Source organism: Scleromatobacter humisilvae (assembly GCF_023231945.1).
Taxonomy (GTDB): domain Bacteria; phylum Pseudomonadota; class Gammaproteobacteria; order Burkholderiales; family Burkholderiaceae_C; genus Scleromatobacter; species Scleromatobacter humisilvae.
Genome location: NZ_JAJLJH010000001.1, coordinates 131,709 through 149,088, shown reverse-complemented (window position 1 = coordinate 149,088; position 17,380 = coordinate 131,709). Strand labels below are relative to the sequence as shown.

At 70.5% G+C, this 17,380-nt stretch carries 14 protein-coding genes; 6 read left to right on the top strand and 8 right to left on the bottom strand.

Going from position 1 to position 17,380, the window contains the following annotated elements:
- Positions 1–22 precede the first annotated feature (22 nt).
- The 5 genes from LPC04_RS00645 to LPC04_RS00625 form a co-directional block, all read right to left on the bottom strand.
- Positions 23–2,491: a penicillin-binding protein 1A gene (locus LPC04_RS00645; protein ID WP_275680245.1), complete on the bottom strand. Its 2,469-nt coding sequence runs from the start codon at positions 2,489–2,491 to the stop codon at positions 23–25.
- A 176-nt stretch (positions 2,492–2,667) separates the two neighbouring features.
- Positions 2,668–3,522, bottom strand: a complete 855-nt coding sequence (locus LPC04_RS00640; protein ID WP_275680244.1) for an IclR family transcriptional regulator — start codon at positions 3,520–3,522, stop codon at positions 2,668–2,670.
- Entirely contained in the window at positions 3,519–4,328 is an 810-nt protein-coding gene (locus LPC04_RS00635; protein WP_275680243.1) for an SDR family NAD(P)-dependent oxidoreductase, read from the bottom strand. The genes LPC04_RS00640 and LPC04_RS00635 overlap by 4 nt, the downstream gene beginning before the upstream one ends.
- A 21-nt stretch (positions 4,329–4,349) precedes the next feature.
- Positions 4,350–4,748: a PPC domain-containing DNA-binding protein gene (locus tag LPC04_RS00630; RefSeq protein ID WP_275680242.1), complete on the bottom strand. Its 399-nt coding sequence runs from the start codon at positions 4,746–4,748 to the stop codon at positions 4,350–4,352.
- Positions 4,738–5,313 (bottom strand): PPC domain-containing DNA-binding protein, encoded by a 576-nt coding sequence (locus LPC04_RS00625; protein ID WP_275680241.1) that lies wholly within the window; start codon positions 5,311–5,313, stop codon positions 4,738–4,740. Before LPC04_RS00625 ends, LPC04_RS00630 begins: the two co-directional genes overlap by 11 nt.
- Positions 5,314–5,461: 148 nt before the next feature.
- Here LPC04_RS00625 and LPC04_RS00620 point away from each other — a divergent pair, with 148 nt between their 5' ends.
- Entirely contained in the window at positions 5,462–6,331 is an 870-nt protein-coding gene (locus tag LPC04_RS00620) for a LysR family transcriptional regulator (protein WP_275680240.1), read from the top strand.
- Between the two features lie 52 nt (positions 6,332–6,383).
- On the opposite strand, the gene LPC04_RS00615 is transcribed toward LPC04_RS00620, so the two are convergent.
- On the bottom strand, positions 6,384–7,064 hold the full coding sequence (locus tag LPC04_RS00615; protein ID WP_275680239.1) for a hypothetical protein: 681 nt from the start codon (positions 7,062–7,064) through the stop codon (positions 6,384–6,386).
- Positions 7,065–7,336: 272 nt separating this feature from the next.
- Here LPC04_RS00615 and LPC04_RS00610 point away from each other — a divergent pair, with 272 nt between their 5' ends.
- From LPC04_RS00610 to LPC04_RS00595, 4 genes are all read left to right on the top strand, one after another.
- Positions 7,337–8,503, top strand: a complete 1,167-nt coding sequence (locus LPC04_RS00610; RefSeq protein ID WP_275680238.1) for an acetyl-CoA acetyltransferase — start codon at positions 7,337–7,339, stop codon at positions 8,501–8,503.
- On the top strand, positions 8,500–10,119 hold the full coding sequence (locus tag LPC04_RS00605; RefSeq protein WP_275680237.1) for an acyl-CoA synthetase: 1,620 nt from the start codon (positions 8,500–8,502) through the stop codon (positions 10,117–10,119). Before LPC04_RS00610 ends, LPC04_RS00605 begins: the two co-directional genes overlap by 4 nt.
- Before the next feature lie 88 nt (positions 10,120–10,207).
- Positions 10,208–11,215 carry a TRAP transporter substrate-binding protein gene (locus LPC04_RS00600; RefSeq protein ID WP_275680236.1) on the top strand — a complete coding sequence of 336 codons (1,008 nt, stop codon included), beginning with the start codon at positions 10,208–10,210 and terminating at the stop codon, positions 11,213–11,215.
- Between the two features lie 3 nt (positions 11,216–11,218).
- Positions 11,219–13,150, top strand: coding sequence for a TRAP transporter large permease (locus LPC04_RS00595; RefSeq protein WP_275680235.1), 1,932 nt, complete (start codon positions 11,219–11,221; stop codon positions 13,148–13,150).
- Positions 13,151–13,237: 87 nt separating this feature from the next.
- Here the strand turns inward: LPC04_RS00595 and LPC04_RS00590 are convergent, their stop codons facing one another.
- Positions 13,238–14,485 (bottom strand): hypothetical protein, encoded by a 1,248-nt coding sequence (locus tag LPC04_RS00590; RefSeq protein ID WP_275680234.1) that lies wholly within the window; start codon positions 14,483–14,485, stop codon positions 13,238–13,240.
- 377 nt (positions 14,486–14,862) lie between these two features.
- Complete coding sequence (locus LPC04_RS00585) at positions 14,863–16,503, bottom strand: DUF4139 domain-containing protein (RefSeq protein WP_275680233.1); 1,641 nt, start codon at positions 16,501–16,503, stop codon at positions 14,863–14,865.
- A 100-nt stretch (positions 16,504–16,603) separates the two neighbouring features.
- Here LPC04_RS00585 and LPC04_RS00580 point away from each other — a divergent pair, with 100 nt between their 5' ends.
- A complete protein-coding gene (locus LPC04_RS00580) occupies positions 16,604–17,350 on the top strand; it encodes an NAD(P)H-dependent oxidoreductase (protein WP_275680232.1) in 747 nt (248 codons plus the stop codon).
- Positions 17,351–17,380 lie beyond the last annotated feature (30 nt).

Below are 17,380 nucleotides of genomic sequence, written 5' to 3'. Positions count from 1 at the left end.
CCCCGAGTCGGCGCTCGAGGCGTCAGCGCAGGCTCGGCGCGAGGTGCTGGAACGGCTCCTGCACCGGCGCCGACGGTGCCGGCTTGGGCGACGGAATGCGCTGGATCGGCAGCGACTGCCCCGGCGGGGGCGGCGGCACCGGCTGCAGCAGGATCGCGTTCGGGCTCGACGGCTGCATCGTGGTCGTGCTCGTGTCCACGGGCTCCGACGCGGCCTGCTGCGGCGAGCCGGCCACCTGCACCGATGGCGGGTTGCCGGGTTCCATGCCGAGGTACGAGATGTAGCCGCCGCCGACGAACTCGTCGTAGAGCCAGTCGCCCTGCACGTCCTGCACGCCGGGCGGCGTCGGCAGCGGCACCACCGGCTCGTTCTTGAGCGCGGCCTTCATGTAGTCGATCCAGATCGGCAACGCCAGCGTCGCGCCGAACTCCTTCGCGCCCAGGCTGGTGTTGTCGTCGCGGCCCATCCAGACGACCGTCGTGATCTTCGGCTGGAAGCCGGCGAACCAGGTGTCGACGGCGTCGTTGGTGGTGCCGGTCTTGCCGTAGATGTCGCTGCGCTTGAGCGTGGCCTGCGCCTTCGCGCCGGTGCCGGTGCGCGCCACCTCGTTGAGCAGGCTGGCCATCACGAAGGCGTTGCGTGCCGGGATGATGCGCGTGTCCTCGCTCGGGGGGTCGGCCAGCTTGGGCGCCTCGAACAGCACCTTGCCCTGGGCATCGGTGATCTTCTCGATGAAGCGCGGCATCACGCCGTAGCCGCCGTTGGCGAAGCTCGCGTAGGCGCGCGCCATCTGCATCGGCGTGACGCTGCCGGCGCCGAGCGCGAGCGTGAGGTTCTCGGGCTGCTTGCTGGCGTCGAGGCCGAACTGGCCGGCCCAGTTGCGCACGGTGTTGATGCCCAGGTTCTGCACCACGCGGATGCTGACCAGGTTCTTCGACTTGGCCAGCGCCTGGCGCAGCGAGATCGGGCCCATCAGCGGCTCGTCGTCGTCCTTCGGGTCCCAGTGCTTGCCGCCGGTCAGCGCGTCGTCGATGCTGATGGGCGCGTCCATGACCTGCGTGGCCGGCATGATGCCGTGCTCCAGCGCCGCCGAGTAGATCAGCGGCTTGAAGCTGGAGCCGGGCTGGCGCCAGGCGCTCGTGACGTGGTTGAACTGGCTGTGCGAGAAGTCGAAGCCGCCGACCAGCGCGCGCACCTGGCCCGTCGCCGAATCGAGCGACACCAGCGCGCCCTGCACGTCCGGCCATTGCGTGATGCGCCATTCGCTCTTGTAGCCGTTCTCGCCGTTGGTGCGCATCACGCGGATGATCGCGCCGCGTTCGATGACGAGGTCTTCAGGCGCCTTGGGCTTGAGCGCCGCCTGCACGCCGCGCAGCGCGTCGCCGGTCAGGTGCAGCGTCTCGCCGCTGGCCAGGATCGCGACGACCTCCTTCGGACTCGCGTGCGTGACGACGGCCACGCGCAGGTCGTCGTCGTCGGGATGGTCGTGCAGCGCGGTGGCCGCGGCGGCGTCGATGTCGGCGTCGGTGTCGGGCAGGTCCTCGTTGTCCTCGGGGCCGCGGTAGGCCTGGCGGCGGTCGAAGTCGATCACGCCCTTGCGCACGGCGGCCTGCGCGGCGGCCTGGTCGGTGGAGACCAGCGACGTCGTCACCTTCAGGCCCTGCGAATACGCGGCCTCGCCGAAGCGCTGCACGACCTGCTGGCGCACCATCTCGGCCAGGAATTCGGCCACGACCGGCGGCGTCCAGTGGCCGGTGATCTTCAGCGGCTGCTTCTTCGCGGCTTCGTACTGCGCGTCGTCGAGCACGCCCGTCTCGTGCATGCGCAGCAGCACGACCAGCTGGCGCGCCTTGGCCTTCTCGAAGTGCTCGGTCGGATCGGCGCCGCCCGGGTTCTTCGGCAGCCCGGCCAGCATCGCGGCCTCGGCGGCGGTGAGCTCCTTCGACGGCTTGCCGAAGTAGGTCAGCGACGCCGCCTCGAAGCCGTACGCATGCTGGCCCAGGTAGATCTGGTTCATGTACAGCTCGAGGATCTGGTCCTTCGTCAGGTGCCGCTCGATCTTCAGCGCCAGCAGCGCCTCCGCGAACTTGCGCGACCAGGTCTGCTTGCGGCTCAGGAAGAAGTTGCGCGCCACCTGCTGCGTGATGGTGGACGCGCCCTCGCGCTTGTGGCGGAACACGTTGGCGAACAGCGCGCGCACGATGCCCTTGACGCTGACCCCACTGTGGTTGCGGAAGTCGGCGTCCTCGGTCGCGATCAGCGCGCTCTTGAGCACGTCGGGGAACTGGTCCACCGGCATGAAGCGGCGCCGCTCGGGCCCGAACTGCGCGAGCTCGATGCCCTCGCGGGTGACGATCTCCAGCGGCTGGCGCGGCTGGTAGTGGGTGATCTCGTCGAGCTCGGGCAGCTGTTCGGAGACGACGACGATGGCGGCGATCAGCGCCACGAGGAACGCGCAGACGATGAAACCGCTGACCCATGCGATGGTCAACCACTGTTCCCGGGAAGGCTTCTTGAGCACGGTGCAGGCCGCCGCGGCGGCAAAGCAGACAAGACGTCGACTTTAAGCGACGCTGAAGGCCGCGCTGTGTCCGCGCGTAGCCTGCGGCCGAGTTGCGTGAAAAGTATCGCCGGACGCGCCCCCGGGACGCGCCGCCCGCGACAAATTCAGGCCTTCAGCTGCGCCGTCAGCTCCTTGCTCGCCTGCATCAGCCGGTTGCCCAGCATCGCGCTGCGGGCCGGCCCGAGGCGCGAGCGCAGCGCCGCGATGCTGATCGACGCCACCGGCGCCTCGTTGGCATCGTAGACGACCACGCCGATCGCCCAGCTGTCCTCGAACACCATGCCCGGCTGCAGGCAGTAGCCGCGCTCGCGCGTGTCGCGCACGAGCGAGAGCACGCTGGCGTCGGTGCAGCGCGGGAACTTCTCGGCGCGCAGCGCGGCGTTGCGCGCGAGGACGTCGGCGACGACATCGTCCGGCAGCGCCGCCAGGATCGCGCAGCTGCCCGCGCCCACGCCCAGCGGCCAGCGGTCGCCCGGCTTGATCAGCTGGTTGCGGATCGGGAAGTCGCCCTCGTCGCGCGACAGGCAGATGCTCTCGTGGCCGTGCAGCACGGTGAAGAACACGGTGTCGCCCGACTCGGCCGCCAGCGCGCGCAGCATGCCCGCCGCCTGCCGCTGCAGCTCGTAGCTCGGCTCGGCGGCCAGGCCGACGGCGAAGGCCTCCGGCCCGAGGCGATAGCGGCCGGCGGCGCGGTCGTGCAGCACGAAGCCCTCGTCGACCAGCGTGCGCGTCAGGCGGATCGCGGTCGTCTTGTTCAGGCCCAGCCGATGGCCGATCTCGCCCATGCGCAGGCCGCCCGGGCCGACGCGCGTGAGCAGGCGAAGGACGGCCAGGCCGCGGCGCAGCGTCTGCGCGCCGGCGGTCTCCGGGCGCTCCTGCTCGCGAGCCGGCGCGACGCCCTCGGCGGACGCCGCAGGGTGCGCGGCGTCGACCAGCCTCAGCGCGGGCTCCGCGGTCATTGCGTGCCGGCCGCGGCGTTGCGGCGCAGCGTGGGCAGGCCGACGCCCGCCGCGTCGAAGCCGCCGTCGACCGCGAGGAACTGGCCGTTGATGAAGCTCGCGTCGCTGCTGCACAGGAAGCCGACCGTGTTGGCCATCTCCTCGGGCGTGCCGTAGCGGCCCAGCGGGATGGCGTCGTGGTAGTCGGAGCGGATCGCCACGCTGTGCACGAGCTTGGCCATCTCGGTCTCGACCGGCCCCGGGCAGATCGCGTTGACGCGGATGCCGACGTCGCCGAGCTCCACCGCCAGCTGCTTGGTCAGGTGAAGAAGCGCGGCCTTGCTGGTGCCGTAGGCCACGCGCAGCGTGCTCGCGCGCAGGCCCGAGATCGACGCGATGTTGACGATCGCGCCGCCGCCGGCCTTGATCATCTCGGGCACGCAGGCCTGGGTGCAGAGGAACGCGCCGTCGAGGTTGGTGGTCAGCACATCGCGGAACTCGGCGTAGCTGGTCTGCATCACCGGCTTGAACACCGCGATGCCGGCGTTGTTGACCAGCTTGTCGATGCGGCCGAACTTGGCAACGACCTGCGCGACGCCGGCGGCGACCTGCCGGGGGTCGCGCACGTCGGCATGCACCGCGAGCACGGCGTCGGGGCGGTCGAAGGCGGCGACGCTGCGCTCCAGCGTCTGCTGGTCGATGTCCAGCAGCGCGATGCGATGTCCGCGATCGAGGAACCATTGGCCGATGGCCAGGCCGATGCCGCGCGCGCCTCCGGTGACGATCGCGACGGGGGAAGTGGCGGTGACGGGAGTGGATGGGCTCAAGGTGGTCTCCAGGATGTGGGTTCAGGCGGCCGACGGCAGCCACTCTTCGAGCGTCACTTCGAACGTGACGCACACGGGATTCGCGCCGGCGACGAACGGGCCGCCGTGCACATGGCCTTCGGTGTCGGCGACGATGCCGGTGATGGCGGCGCGCAGCGAGCCGTCGGCCTGCTGGCGCACCTCGCCGGCCAAGCTGACGATCTCGACCGCCGGCCCGCGCACCTGGCGCGTGCCGCCGCCGGGCGCGACGAAGCAGGCGTCGACCAGGCTGCCCAGCGCGCCGCGCACGAACGCGTGGCGGAAGCCCTCGGCGGCGCACAGCTTCTCGATGCTCAGCACCACGTCTTCGTTGGGCGCGACGCGCGCGTACGCGACGCGGCCCATCTGGCCGGCCTCGACGAGTCGGACTTCAGACTGCATGGTTCGTCTCCTCCACGTCGTTGGCCGCGAACGGGCGCATCAGCGGCATGTGGGTTTCCTCGTCGTGCGTGATGCGCAGCTCGATGCCGTCCAGCGAGGTCGCCAGCACCGCGATGGGCGCATCGGCGACGGTGCTGCGGTCGACCACGACGTGGCCGCCGCGCACGTTGCCGTCCGCGCACACGAACGTGGCGTGGCAGTGGACGATGGCCTCGCCGCGCGCGTTCTTGCCGAGCGTCGCGTTGCCGAAGATCAGCGTCGCGGCGCCGGCGTCGATCGGCCGCGTGTAGTTGGCCACGCGCTCGCCGGTCGGGTCGGGCGGGGCGACGCAGTAGAGCAGCTTCGCGAGCCGGCCGCCCAGGATCGTCATCGACGCGGCGTGCACGCCCAGCAGCATCAGCGGCTCGATGATCGCGTCCTGCAGCGTGCGGCCCGGCGCCAGCCCGAGGCGGAAATGGCGGCCCTGGTTCGCATGTCGGTGCTCGATGCGGATCGGGCCGACCGGCCCCGGATGCACCAGCGTGCGTGGGCGGGGCAGGGCAAGCGCGTGGGTGAACTCCGTCATCGTGTCTCCAGCGCGCTCGTGGCGCGTCAACTTCCAGGTGCCGCCTCGGGTGGCGAGGGGTTCGGTATGTGGCGCAGTCTAGGAAACGGCTTCAATTTGAGGAAGTTTGCAATTCCTATCGATTGATCCAAAATCCAGATCGATGGAAATGCGTCATCTCCGCTGCCTGGTCGCTGTCGCCGAGGAACTGCACTTCGGGCGGGCCGCCACGCGCCTCAACTTGTCGCAGCCGCCGGTGAGCCTGGCGATCAAGGAGCTCGAGGCCGAGCTGGGCGTCACGCTGTTCGAGCGCAGCTCGCGCCGCATCGCGTTGACGCGCGAGGGCGAGGAGGCGCTGCACGACGCGCGGGCCGTGCTCGCGCGGGCCGACCTGCTGAAGCGTCGTGCGCGTGATTCGGCGCAGGGGCAGTCCGGGGCGCTGGCCATCGGCTTCATCAGCCTGGCGGCCTACTCGTTCCTGCCGGATTCGCTGCGCCGCTTCATGGCCGACTACCCGAAGGTCAAGGTGGCGCTGCACGAGTCCACCACCGACCAGATGCTCGCCGAGCTCGAGATCGGCGCGCTCGACCTCGGGCTGATCTTCGCGTCGCCGGGCATGTCGCCGACGCTGGCCTACCGGCCCACGCAGCGCGAGGCGCTGGTCATCGCGCTGCCCGAGCGCCATCCGCAGGCGAAGTCGCCGCAGGTCGCGCTCGAGAAGCTCGCGCACGAGCGCTTCCTCGGCTTCGAGCGCCACTACGGCCCGATGATCTTCGACGCGATGGTGGCCACCTGCATGCGCCACGGCTTCAGCCCGGAGCTGTTCCCGGCGCGCCAGATGCACACCATCGTCAGCCTGGTGTCGGGCGGCATCGGCGTCGCGCTGGTGCCGGCCTCGGTCAAGGCGCTGCACCGCGAGGGCGTGGTCTACCGCAACATCAAGGGCGAGCGCACGCTGGTGGAGACCGGGGCCGCCTGGCGGCAGGCGGACGACTCGACGCTGGTGCAGGCCTTCGTCGAGTACCTGCCGCGCCTCTAGCCGAAGTCGACTTCGTCGCTGCGTTGGAGGACGTTCGTCGGGACGCCGGCGATCAGCCCTTGGCGCCCGACGCGGCGTGCTCCGCCGGCAAGGCCTGGCTCACCGTGAGCCGCAGCGCCGTCAGCGCATTGATCACGGTGTCGTTGGCGGCGAGCGCCTGTTCGAGCGCGCGCACGAACTCGCGCGGGTCGACGTCGTTCATGCGCGCGTCCGTCACCGCGCTGACGAAGCGGGGCCCGTCGAACAGCGCCGTCGACCGCGCCGAGATCGCCTCGCGCTGCTGCGCGTAGGCGGCCGTGATGCGAGCCAGCGACGCGTCCTCGATGTAGGTCGCGGACTGGTTGGCGACGGCGACGTCCCAGGCCTCGTGGCGCAGCGTCGGCGTGTGCAGGCCGATATCCAGTTGTCCGGAGTTGACGAGCTGCGCGATCTCGGCGGCCACTTCCGGCCGCGCCTTGCCGGCCTGCAGCTCCTGGATCAGGTGCTCGGACAGGCGGCGCAGCGGCGCGCGGGTCTGCTCGTTCGCGGCGATCGTCTTGCTGATCTGGGCGACGTTGTCGCGCAGCTCGACCTCGATCGCATGCTGCGCGGCTTCCGCGGCGTGCGCGTGGTGCATGCGTTCCAGCACGGCCTCCAGGCCGAGCGCGGTCAGCACGCTGAGCACGATCATCAGGTAGTGCGTGATGAACTCCTTGGCGGAGTGCATGGACACCTTCGGGGGTTCGATGTGCATGGGGTCCTCGTCGTTGGCGCGCGGCGGGGGCTGCTGCGATGGCGCGGGCCATTATCGCCAGCGGTGGCCTCGTCGCCTCGTGAAATCCCGCGGACACCACACCATCATGTGAACCGTTTTCTCCATTGCCGCGCTGCAACACGCATGTCACGCCAGGCCCACGCTGCGCAGAATCGCTTCATCGAACCGCGCCGCCGAATCCGCGAGTCCACAGTCTGAACCGACTCGCGCAGGCCGCCCGCCGCGAACAACCGCAACACCACGGAGACACCATGAACAACGCCCACATCATCGGCTGGGGCCACACGCCCTTCGGCAAGCTCGACGCCCTCGACATGGAGCAGCTGATCCGCGACGCCGCGCTGCCCGCCGTGGCCAGCGCCGGCCTCGAGCTGTCGGACATCGACGGCATCTTCGTCGGCCACTTCAACGGCGGCTTCGTGCAGCAGGACTTCAGCGGCTCGCTGGTGGCCGTCGCGATCCCCGAGTTCCGGCACGTGCCCGCGGTGCGCGTGGAGAACGCCTGCGCCACGGGCTCGGCCGCGATCTGGGCCGCGCTCGACGCGGTCGGGTCCGGCCGCGTCAAGCACGCGCTGGTGGTGGGCATGGAGAAGATGAACACGCTGCCCAGCCAGCAGATCGGCGACACCCTGCTCAAGTGCTCGTACGTCAAGGAAGAGGCCGATACCCCCGGGGGGTTCGCGGGCGTGTTCGGCGACATCGCCGGCGTCTACTTCGAACGCTTCGGCGACCAGAGCGACGCGCTGGCGATGATCTCGGCCAAGAACCACGAGAACGGCGTGCGCAACCCGCTCGCGCACATGAAGCGCGACCTCGGCTTCGACTTCTGCCGCAACGTCTCCGAGAAGAATCCGTTCGTGGCCGGTCCGCTCAAGCGTTCCGACTGCTCGCTCGTGTCCGACGGTGCCGCGGCGCTGGTGATCTCGCGCGATCCGGTCAGGGGCGCGGTGTTCCGGCCGGTGCGCTGGCGCTCGCGCACGCAGGTCAACGAGTACCTGCCGCTGTCGCGCCGCGACCCGACGAAGTTCGAGGGCGCGGCGCTCGCATGGCAGAAGGGCCTGGATGCCGCGGGCATCACGCTGTCCGACCTGCACTTCGTGGAGACGCACGACTGCTTCACGATCGCCGAGCTGCTCGAGTACGAGGCCATGGGCCTGCGCGGCCACGGCCAGGGCGCGCGCGCGATCCTCGACGGCGACACGCGGCGCGACGGCAAGCTGCCGGTCAATCCGTCGGGCGGCCTGAAGTCGCGCGGGCATCCGATCGGCGCGACGGGCGTGTCGCAGCACGTGATGGCCGCGATGCAGCTGACCGGCACGGCCGGCGACATGCAGCTGCCGCGTGCCGGCCTCGGCGCGGTCTTCAACATGGGCGGCGCGGCCGTCGCGAACTACCTGAGCGTGCTGGAGGCCGCGTGAACAAGGCGCAGGTCTGCAACCTGTCGCAACTGCTGCGCCAGACCGCCGCGCTGCATCGCGACCGCGCGGGCCTGATCCAGGGCGAGCAGCAGTGGACGTGGGGCGAGATCGACCGCCGCGTCGACGCGATGGTCGCGGCGCTGCGGTCGCTGGGCATCCGCAAGGGCGACCGGCTGCTCGTGCAGTCGCGCAACACGCTGGCGATGTTCGAGAGCTGCTGGGTCGCGTTCCGGCTCGGCGCGGTGTGGGTGCCGGTGAACTTCCGGCTGACGCCGCCGGAGGTCGCGTACCTCGGCGCGTCCAGCGGCGCCGTCGCGATGCTGGTCGACGAGGGCTTCGAGGCGCACGTCGCCGCGGTGCGCGAGGCCTCGCCTGCGCTGCGCGTCGTCATCCCGATGGGCGGCGGCCAGGCCGGCGAGTTGAACTGGGAGGCGCTGGTCGCGGCGCATCTCGGCGCCGAGCCCTCCGAGGCCGGCGTCGACGCCGACGACCCGCTGTGGTTCTTCTACACCTCGGGCACGACCGGACGGCCCAAGGCCGGCATGCTGACGCACGGCCAGATGGCCTTCATCGTCGCCAACCACCTGGCCGACCTGATCCCGGGCACCACCGAGCATGACGTCTCGATCGCCGTCGCGCCGCTGTCGCACGGCGCGGGCATCCACGCGCTGCTCAACGTCGCGCGCGGCGCGGCCACGGTGCTGCTGCCGTCCGAGAAGCTCGATCCCGCGACGTTCTGGGAACTGGTCGAGCGCCATCGCGTGACGAACCTGTTCACGGTGCCCACCATCGTCAAGATGCTGGTCGAACATCCGGCGGTCGACGCGCACGACCACTCGTCGCTGCGCTACGTGATCTACGCCGGCGCGCCGATGTACCGCGCCGACCAGCAACGCGCGCTGCGCACGCTGGGCCCGGTGCTGGTGCAGTACTTCGGGCTGGGCGAGGTGACGGGCTGCATCACGGTGCTGACGCCTTCGATGCACTCGGCCGACGACGAGTCGCCCAACGCCAACGTCGGCTCGTGCGGCCGGCCGCGCACTGGCATGGAGGTGGCGATCCTCGATGCCGACATGCATCGCGTGCCGGTCGGCGAGGTCGGCGAGATCTGCTGCCGCGGGCCGGGCGTGTTCGCGGGCTACCACGACAACGCCGAGGCCACCGCCAAGGCGCTGCGCGGCGGCTGGTTCCACACCGGCGACCTCGGGCGTGTCGACGCGCGCGGCCTGCTGTACATCACGGGCCGCGAGTCCGACATGTACATCTCGGGCGGCTCGAACGTCTACCCGCGCGAGGTCGAGGAGGTGCTGCTGACGCATCCGGGCGTCGCCGAGGTGGCGGTGCTGGGCGTGCCCGACGCGAAGTGGGGCGAGGTCGGCGTGGCGGTGGTCGTCGCGCGCGACGGCGTGGCCTGCGACGCCGAGTCGCTGCTCGCGCATCTCGACGGCCGCTGCGCGCGCTATCGCTGGCCGCGCCACATCTTCTTCTGGGATGCGCTGCCCAAGTCCGGCTACGGCAAGGTGACCAAGAAGGACGTCCGCGAACAACTCTTCGCAAGCGGCCAATTGTGGGAAACCACAGAGTTGGGGAAGACGAGGGAATCCTCCCACGCCTGAGCCCTCACAATCATCGGCACAGCCGATTTCGCGACCGGGCCGGAGGGTGCGGCGCGACAGGATCATCCACAAGAACGGAGACAACGACATGCAACTTTCCCGCCGCCAGATCCTCGCCGGCGCCGCCGGCACCCTCGCGTTGCCCAGCATCGGCGCGTTCGCGCAGAAGGCCGAGTTCACGTACAAGTACGCGAACAACCTGCCCGTCACGCACCCGATGAACGTGCGCGCCAAGGAGATGGCCGAGGCCATCCGCGCCGAGACCAAGGGGCGGGTCGAGATCCAGATCTTCCCGAGCAGCCAGCTCGGCTCCGACACCGACACCCTCAGCCAGCTGCGCGCCGGCGGCGTCGACTTCTTCACGCTGTCCGGCCTGATCCTGGGCACGCTGGTGCCCGCCGCGCAGATCAACGGCGTCGGCTTCGCGTTCCCCAACTACGACACCGTGTGGAAGGCGATGGACGGCGAGCTCGGCGCGTGGATCCGCGCGCAGATCGCCAAGAAGGATCTCGTCGTGATGGACAAGATCTGGGACAACGGCTTCCGCCAGACGACGTCCTCCGTCAAGCCGATCGCGAGCCCGGACGACTTCAAGGGCTTCAAGATCCGCGTCCCGCCGTCGCCGCTGTGGAGCTCGATGTTCAAGGCCTTCGACGCGTCGCCGACCTCGATCAACTTCGCCGAGGTGTATTCCGCGCTGCAGACCAAGGTGGTCGAGGGCCAGGAGAACCCGCTGGCCATCATCGCCACGGCCAAGCTCTACGAGGTACAGAAGTACTGCTCGCTGACCAACCACATGTGGGACGGCTTCTGGTTCCTCGCCAACAAGGCGTCCTGGGAGAAGCTGCCGCCCGACCTGCGCACCATCGTCGCCAAGCACATCAACGCGGCCGGCATGAAGGAACGCGCGGACGTCGCCGAGCTCAATGCCAACGTGCAGAAGGATCTCGCGTCAAAGGGCATGGTCTTCAACACGACCAACGCGGCCCCGTTCCGCGAGCACCTGCGCAAGGCCAACTTCTACAGCGACTGGAAATCGAAGTTCGGCGACGAAGGCTGGGCGGTCCTCGAACGCAGCGTCGGCAAGCTGTCGTAAATCATGAAGCCCGTCCGACTCGACGAGCTGCCGCTCGCCACGCATGACGCGCTCGGGCATGCGCTGCCCGAGGCCGCGAACGGCCCCATCGTCACGCAGACCACGCCGCAGCGCGGCTGGCTTGCGCGCATCGACCGCGGGCTGGGCTGGCTGGTCGAAGTGCCGGCGGCGCTGCTCGTGGTGGCCGACATCGGCGTGCTGCTGGCGGGCGTCGTCGCGCGCTTCGTGCTGCACAGCCCGCTCGTCTGGTCGGACGAACTCGCGTCGATCCTGTTCCTGTGGCTGGCGATGTTCGGCGCGGTCATCGCGTTGCGGCGCGGCGAGCACATGCGCATGACGGCCATCGTCGCGCGGCTGTCGCCGGGCGGGCGCGCGCTGATGGAGGCCGTGGCCACCTGCGCCTGCCTCGCGTTCCTGGCGCTGGTGCTGCGGCCCGCGTGGCAGCACGCGTCGGACGAGGGCGACATCACCACGTCCGCGCTCGAGATCTCCAACCTGTGGCGCGAGATCGCCATGCCGATCGGCATCGCGTTGATGGGCACCTTCGCGATCCTGCGGCTGCTGCGCGAGGCGAATGCGAAGCACATCGTGACGGCGCTCGTGATCGTGGGCGGGCTCTGCGCGGCGTTCTGGCTCGGGCGCCATGCGTTCGACGACCTGGGCCGGCTGAACCTGCTGATCTTCTTCGTGGGCGTGGCCGCCGGCAGCGTGCTGGCCGGCATCCCGATCGCGTTCGCGTTCGGCCTGGGCACCTTCGGCTACCTCGCGCTGTCCACCGGCACGCCGATGTCGGTGATGGTGGGCCGCATGGACGAGGGCATGTCGCACCTGATCCTGCTGGCGGTGCCGCTGTTCGTGTTCCTCGGGCAGTTGCTCGAGGCAACCGGCATGGCGCGCGCGATGGTCGCCTTCCTGGCCGGCCTGCTCGGGCACGTGCGTGGCGGACTGCAGTACGTGCTGGTCGGCGCGATGTACCTCGTGTCCGGCATCTCGGGTGCGAAGGCCGCCGACATGGCCGCCGTCGCCCCTGCGCTGTTTCCCGAGATGAAGGCACGCGGCGCCGACGAGGGCGAGCTCGTCGCGCTGCTCGCGGCCACCGGCGCGCAGACCGAGACGGTGCCGCCGAGCCTCGTCCTGATCACCATCGGTTCGGTCACGGGCGTGTCGATCGCGGCGCTGTTCACCGGCGGCCTGCTGCCGGCGCTGGTGCTGGGCCTGATCCTGTGCGCGGTCGTCGGCTGGCGCAGCCGCGGCGAGGACCTGTCCGGCGTGCCGCGCACGCCGTGGAAGAAGAACATCAAGCTGTTCGCGATCGCGTTCCCGGCGCTGGCGCTGCCGTTCCTGATCCGCGCCGCGGTGGTGGGAGGCGTGGCCACGGCCACCGAGGTCTCGACCATCGGCATCGCCTACGCGCTGATCGTCGGCGCCGCGATCTACCGCCAGATGAAGTGGCGCAACCTCGGCCGGATGCTGGTCGGCACCGCGGCGTTGTCGGGCGCGATCCTGCTGATCATCGGCACCGCCACGGCGATGGCCTGGGGCCTGACGCAGTCGGGCTTCTCGGGCTGGCTCGCCACGACGATGGCCGGTCTTCCGGGCGGGGCGCCCATGTTCATGGCGGTCTCGATCCTCGCGTTCGTCGTCCTCGGCTCGGTGCTCGAGGGCATCCCGGCGATGGTGCTGTTCGGCCCGCTGCTGTTCCCGATCGCGCGCCAGCTCGGGATCAACGACGTGCACTACGCGATGGTCGCCACGCTCGCGATGGGCCTGGGCCTGTTCGCGCCGCCGCTCGGCGTGGGGTACTACTCGGCCTGCGCCATCGCGCGCGTCAACCCCGACCGCGGCATCCGGCCGCTGATGGGCTACATGGCCGCGCTGCTGATCGGCACGATCATCGTCGCGGCCGTGCCCTGGCTGTCGACCGGCTTTCTCTGACACCGACGACGCGCGGCCTCGCGCGCGAGGCCGCCCAATGAAAAACGCCCGGCGCGTGCCGGGCGTCGTCATGCTGCTTCGCTCAGGTCAGCGCGGAACGCAGTTGGGTTGCACCCCGATCGCATTCGAAGTCTGTTGCTTCAGGTTGATGGTGCTGCATCTACCGCCGCCGCCGCCACCACCACCACCGCCGCCACCGCCCGTGCCGCCGATGACGTGCGTGACGGTGTCGGTCGTGGTCCAGCCGCCGCTCCACTGCAGGTCATGGACGTGGCCGTCGGTGCCGAAGTAGAAGATGCCGTTGACGCCGTTGTCCGTCGCCGAGCTCAGCGCGGAGCCGGGGGTGGCGTTGACCGAGCGCGTGTTGCCGGAGATGTCGGTCGACGACCAGCCGCCCGCCCAGGCGATCTCGCGGATGTGGTCGTTGTTGTCCTCGTAGTAGATGCGGAAGCTGTCGCCGCTCAGCTTGAACGAGGTCAGGCCGCTGCCGGGCGAAGCGACCGGGTTGCCGCCGCTGACGTCGGTGGTCTCCCAGGCGCCGGTGGAGCCGGAGCCGCCCAGTTCGCGGACGTGCGAGCTGGCATCGATGAAGTAGACGCGCTCCGTGTACGAATTCAGGGCGACCGACGTGAGCGGCGAGCCGTTGAGCGCGGGTTGGGCATTGGTCGCCGCCGTGATGTCGCGCCAGCGCCAGGCACCGTTGACGATGGCGAATTCATCGACGTGGCCGATGACGTCGATGTAGTAGACGGCCGGGTTGGTGCCGTCGAGCGTCAGGGCCGTCAGCGACGAGTTGGCGGCCGCCAGGCGCGCGCCGGCGATGTTGCCGCCGAGGTCGACGGTCGGCCAGTTGCCGTAGTAGCTGCTCGTGACCTGCGAGACCTGGATGACGTGGTTGTTGGCGATGTAGTAGAACTTGTTCCCGCCCGCGGCCACGCTCGTCAGCGCCGAGCCCGGCGTCGCCGGGACGCCGGTGGCGGGCGTGCCGCCGGTGCTGACCGCGGTGAGGTCGGTGTCGACCGCGCCGACGCCCAGCGCGCTGCTGGTCACCAGGTGCAGGTGGTTGTCGGTGCCGAGGTAGCCGACGCCCGCGGTCACGGTCGACGGGATCGCGAAGCCTGTCGTCGCGGCCGCCGCGACGCTGTTGCCGAGGGTGGTCGGCAGCCAGTTGCCGTACGGCGTCTCCCAGGTGGCCTGGCCCGAGCCGACCGTGTAGAAGCCCACGCCCTGCGAGCCGAAGTTGAACGCCTGCAGCGGAGCGGTGGTGGCCGCGCCCGCGGCCTGGCTGGCGAGGGCGGCGATGGCCATCGCCGTCAAGGTGAATCGAATCTTCATGTTTCCTCTTCCTGTGGTTTCTGGTGGCGACTGCAGGAGTCGCCCAATTGCGATGGTCTCTTGTGCCATCGGAGAAGGATGTTAGCGGCGCGGGCCGACGTGGCGCCAAGTCGATTCGCGCATGAGCAGCCTCGGCGCGGCGATGCTTTTCCGGGGGGCGCGCACCTATGGCGCAGCGTCTCTAGATAGGCCTGGAGGTATCCAATTTCCCGCTTCTTCGGGGAATCATCTTGATACATAGACGGGTATATCCCGATACATCACCAGGTATACCCGGTTCGCGCGATGGTGTCGATCGACCCGCTGTTGTAGGCGATCGCGCGCCCGCTCGCGATCGACGGCCTGCACGACGCCCGGAGCGCTCCCGCCAAGCCTCGTCAGGGCAGGCTGGACACGATCACGTCCTTGGCGGCCGTCACCGTGTGAGAGATGCTGACGCGGCGCGTGTCGCGCGCGGGGATCGCCAACGTCCATTCCGCGACGCCCGGCACCTTGTTCCAGTCGGTGGCCGACGGCTGCGGCACGTAGGCGTGCGTCACCCGGATCGCCTCGTTGCGCGAGACGGGCGAGGCGTCCAGCAGTTCCACCGTCACCGCGTCCGGGTGCTGGTTGACGACCGCGTAGACCGCCGTCGACGTGCGCTCGGTGCTGCCGCCGAACACGCCGCGCGACTGCGTGAAGGCGCCGGGGGATTCGACGTCGACGCGCATCTGGTCGTCCTGCCCCAGCGCGATCTCCAGCTTGTCGCCCTGCGCCGGCTGCCAGTGCGTGCGCGCCACCAGCGCGCCGTCCACCCACGACTGCAGCGGCCCGGCCGGCCACGAGCCTGCGGGGCGCGGCATCTCGGCGAGCAGGTAGACCGCGCGGTCGGTGCGCGGCGTCGCGCGGCGCTTGAGCGTCGCGGTCAGCGTCTGGCTCGCGAGCTGCAGCGTGTGCGTCTCGCCGTCGGACGGCAGCGTGACGGCCTGCGCGACGTCGAACTCGGTCGCGTAGTCGGTGGCGATCGCGGTCGCGCCCCACGGCGGCGGCTCGGCGGTCACGCGCTTCATGGTGCTGCCGGCGATCTCCGCGCGCTGCTCCGCCATCGGCGCCGGCGCGGGGGCCGCCGCCGACATGGGCGCCATGGCGTACACCGGCTGCGGCACGACGACGTCGAGGAACCACGCGCCCGGCGCTTGCGCCTGCGCCGCGCGGTTGGCGCGCCCCGTCGACAGCTTCACCCGCACCTCGCCCCAGTCCTCGCCGCTGGCCTGCACGATGTCGGCCTGGCGGTCGACGCGCAGCGTCGCGTGCGCGCTGTCCAGCGTGGCGCGGTAGGTCGGGCGCCACCAGGCGTTGGCGACGTTGTAGTGGACGCGCAGCGACGCGGACGCGGGGGTCCAGACGTCGAAGCGCACCGTGCGCCAGCCGCCGTCCTTGCCGCGCGACGGCGGCGTCTCGTCGCCGAGGCGCACGCTCTCGCGCTCGAGCACCGCGAGCTCGCGCCTGACGCGGGCCTGGTCGACGAGGAGGTCGTAGGCCGCCTGGCGCAGGTCGCCGGCGAGCGCGCCGGGTCGCGGCGGCGCGGCGGGCCTGCCGGTGACCGGTGCCGGCGTCGCGTGATCGTCGGCATGCGCGTTCGACCCCCACGTCTTCAGGTAGGACAGCGCCAGCTCGTTCGAGTCGCGCTGCGCTTCGAGCGTCGCGCGCTTCGCGTCCAGCGCCTGCGTGCGCGCCTCGAGCGGCGACGCGGCGCATTCCGACCAGCGCGCCTGCGGCAGCGGCGTGGTGCGGATCTCGCCCAGGCGCAGCTCCGGATCGCCGTCGACCTGCAGCGTCGACACGTCGACCCCCGCCGGCACGCAGGCCAGCGCGATGTGGCGCGTGCCGCCGGGCACCTTCAGTTCGCGCTCGACGCGGGCGCTGTCGGGATAGACCGTGGCGGCGACGATGCGGGTGGCGTCCTGGGCCTGCGTTTCGAGGGCGGCGAGCGCCAGCAGGGTTGCGGCGGCGACGCGCGCGATGTGGTGCAGAGTCATCGGATCTCCTGGAGTCGTTGCGTGGCCGCGGGCCGCGGCATGTGCGTTGAACGGAGACCCGCGCAAGACGGGGTGATCGCGGCGGCCCCAGAATCGGCGCATGAACGTGCTCATCGTCTTCGCCCATCCCGAACCCGCCTCCTTCAGCGCCGCGCTGAAGGACGAGGCCGTCGCCACGCTGGTGGCGGCCGGCCATGCGGTGACCGTCAGCGACCTCTACGCGATGGGCTGGAACCCGGCGCTGGGGCCCGGCGAGTTCGCGCACGACCGCGCCGACCCCGGCTTCCTCGACCTCTCGCGCGAGCAGGAGCACGCGCACCGCCGCGACAGCCACGCCGCCGACGTCCGCGCCGAGCAGGCCAAGGTGGCCGCGGCCGATCTCGTGCTGTTCCACTTCCCCGTGTGGTGGTTCGGCATGCCGGCCATGCTCAAGGGCTGGGTCGACCGCGTCTTCAGCCGCGGCTTCGCCTATTCGGCCGGCCGCAAGTACGAGCGCGGCCACTTCAAGGGCAAGCGCGCGATGCTGTGCATCAGCACCGGCACCGCGTCGACGCTGTACGAGCCCGACGGCGTCGACGGCGACCTGCTGCACGTGCTCTGGCCGATCCACAACGGCATGCTCGCGTACACGGGCTTCACGGTGCTGCCGCCGTTCGTGGCGTGGATGCCGGGGCGCGTCGACGCCGGCGAGCGCGCGTCATACCTCGCCGCGTATCGCGAACGCCTGTCCGAGTTGGACAACGTCGAGCCGCTGTTCTTCCATCCGTGGGACGACTACGACGAGACGCAGCGCCTCAAGCCGGGCGTGGTCGCGCGGTCGGGCGTGCAGTGGAATCCGGAGCGCTGACGAGCCGATGATCCGTCGCCAGCCATCCGG

Excerpts from the sequence above, each read along its gene's own strand:
- LPC04_RS00595 (WP_275680235.1), top strand. The coding sequence starts at position 11,219 with ATGAAGCCCGTCCGACTCGACGAGCTGCCGCTCGCCACGCATGACGCG.
- LPC04_RS00580 (WP_275680232.1), top strand. The coding sequence starts at position 16,604 with ATGAACGTGCTCATCGTCTTCGCCCATCCCGAACCCGCCTCCTTCAGC.
- LPC04_RS00625 (WP_275680241.1), bottom strand. The coding sequence starts at position 5,313 with ATGACGGAGTTCACCCACGCGCTTGCCCTGCCCCGCCCACGCACGCTG.
- LPC04_RS00600 (WP_275680236.1), top strand. The coding sequence starts at position 10,208 with ATGCAACTTTCCCGCCGCCAGATCCTCGCCGGCGCCGCCGGCACCCTC.
- LPC04_RS00615 (WP_275680239.1), bottom strand. The coding sequence starts at position 7,064 with ATGCACATCGAACCCCCGAAGGTGTCCATGCACTCCGCCAAGGAGTTC.
- LPC04_RS00640 (WP_275680244.1), bottom strand. The coding sequence starts at position 3,522 with ATGACCGCGGAGCCCGCGCTGAGGCTGGTCGACGCCGCGCACCCTGCG.
- LPC04_RS00620 (WP_275680240.1), top strand. The coding sequence starts at position 5,462 with ATGCGTCATCTCCGCTGCCTGGTCGCTGTCGCCGAGGAACTGCACTTC.
- LPC04_RS00630 (WP_275680242.1), bottom strand. The coding sequence starts at position 4,748 with ATGCAGTCTGAAGTCCGACTCGTCGAGGCCGGCCAGATGGGCCGCGTC.
- LPC04_RS00610 (WP_275680238.1), top strand. The coding sequence starts at position 7,337 with ATGAACAACGCCCACATCATCGGCTGGGGCCACACGCCCTTCGGCAAG.
- LPC04_RS00585 (WP_275680233.1), bottom strand. The coding sequence starts at position 16,503 with ATGACTCTGCACCACATCGCGCGCGTCGCCGCCGCAACCCTGCTGGCG.
- LPC04_RS00590 (WP_275680234.1), bottom strand. The coding sequence starts at position 14,485 with ATGAAGATTCGATTCACCTTGACGGCGATGGCCATCGCCGCCCTCGCC.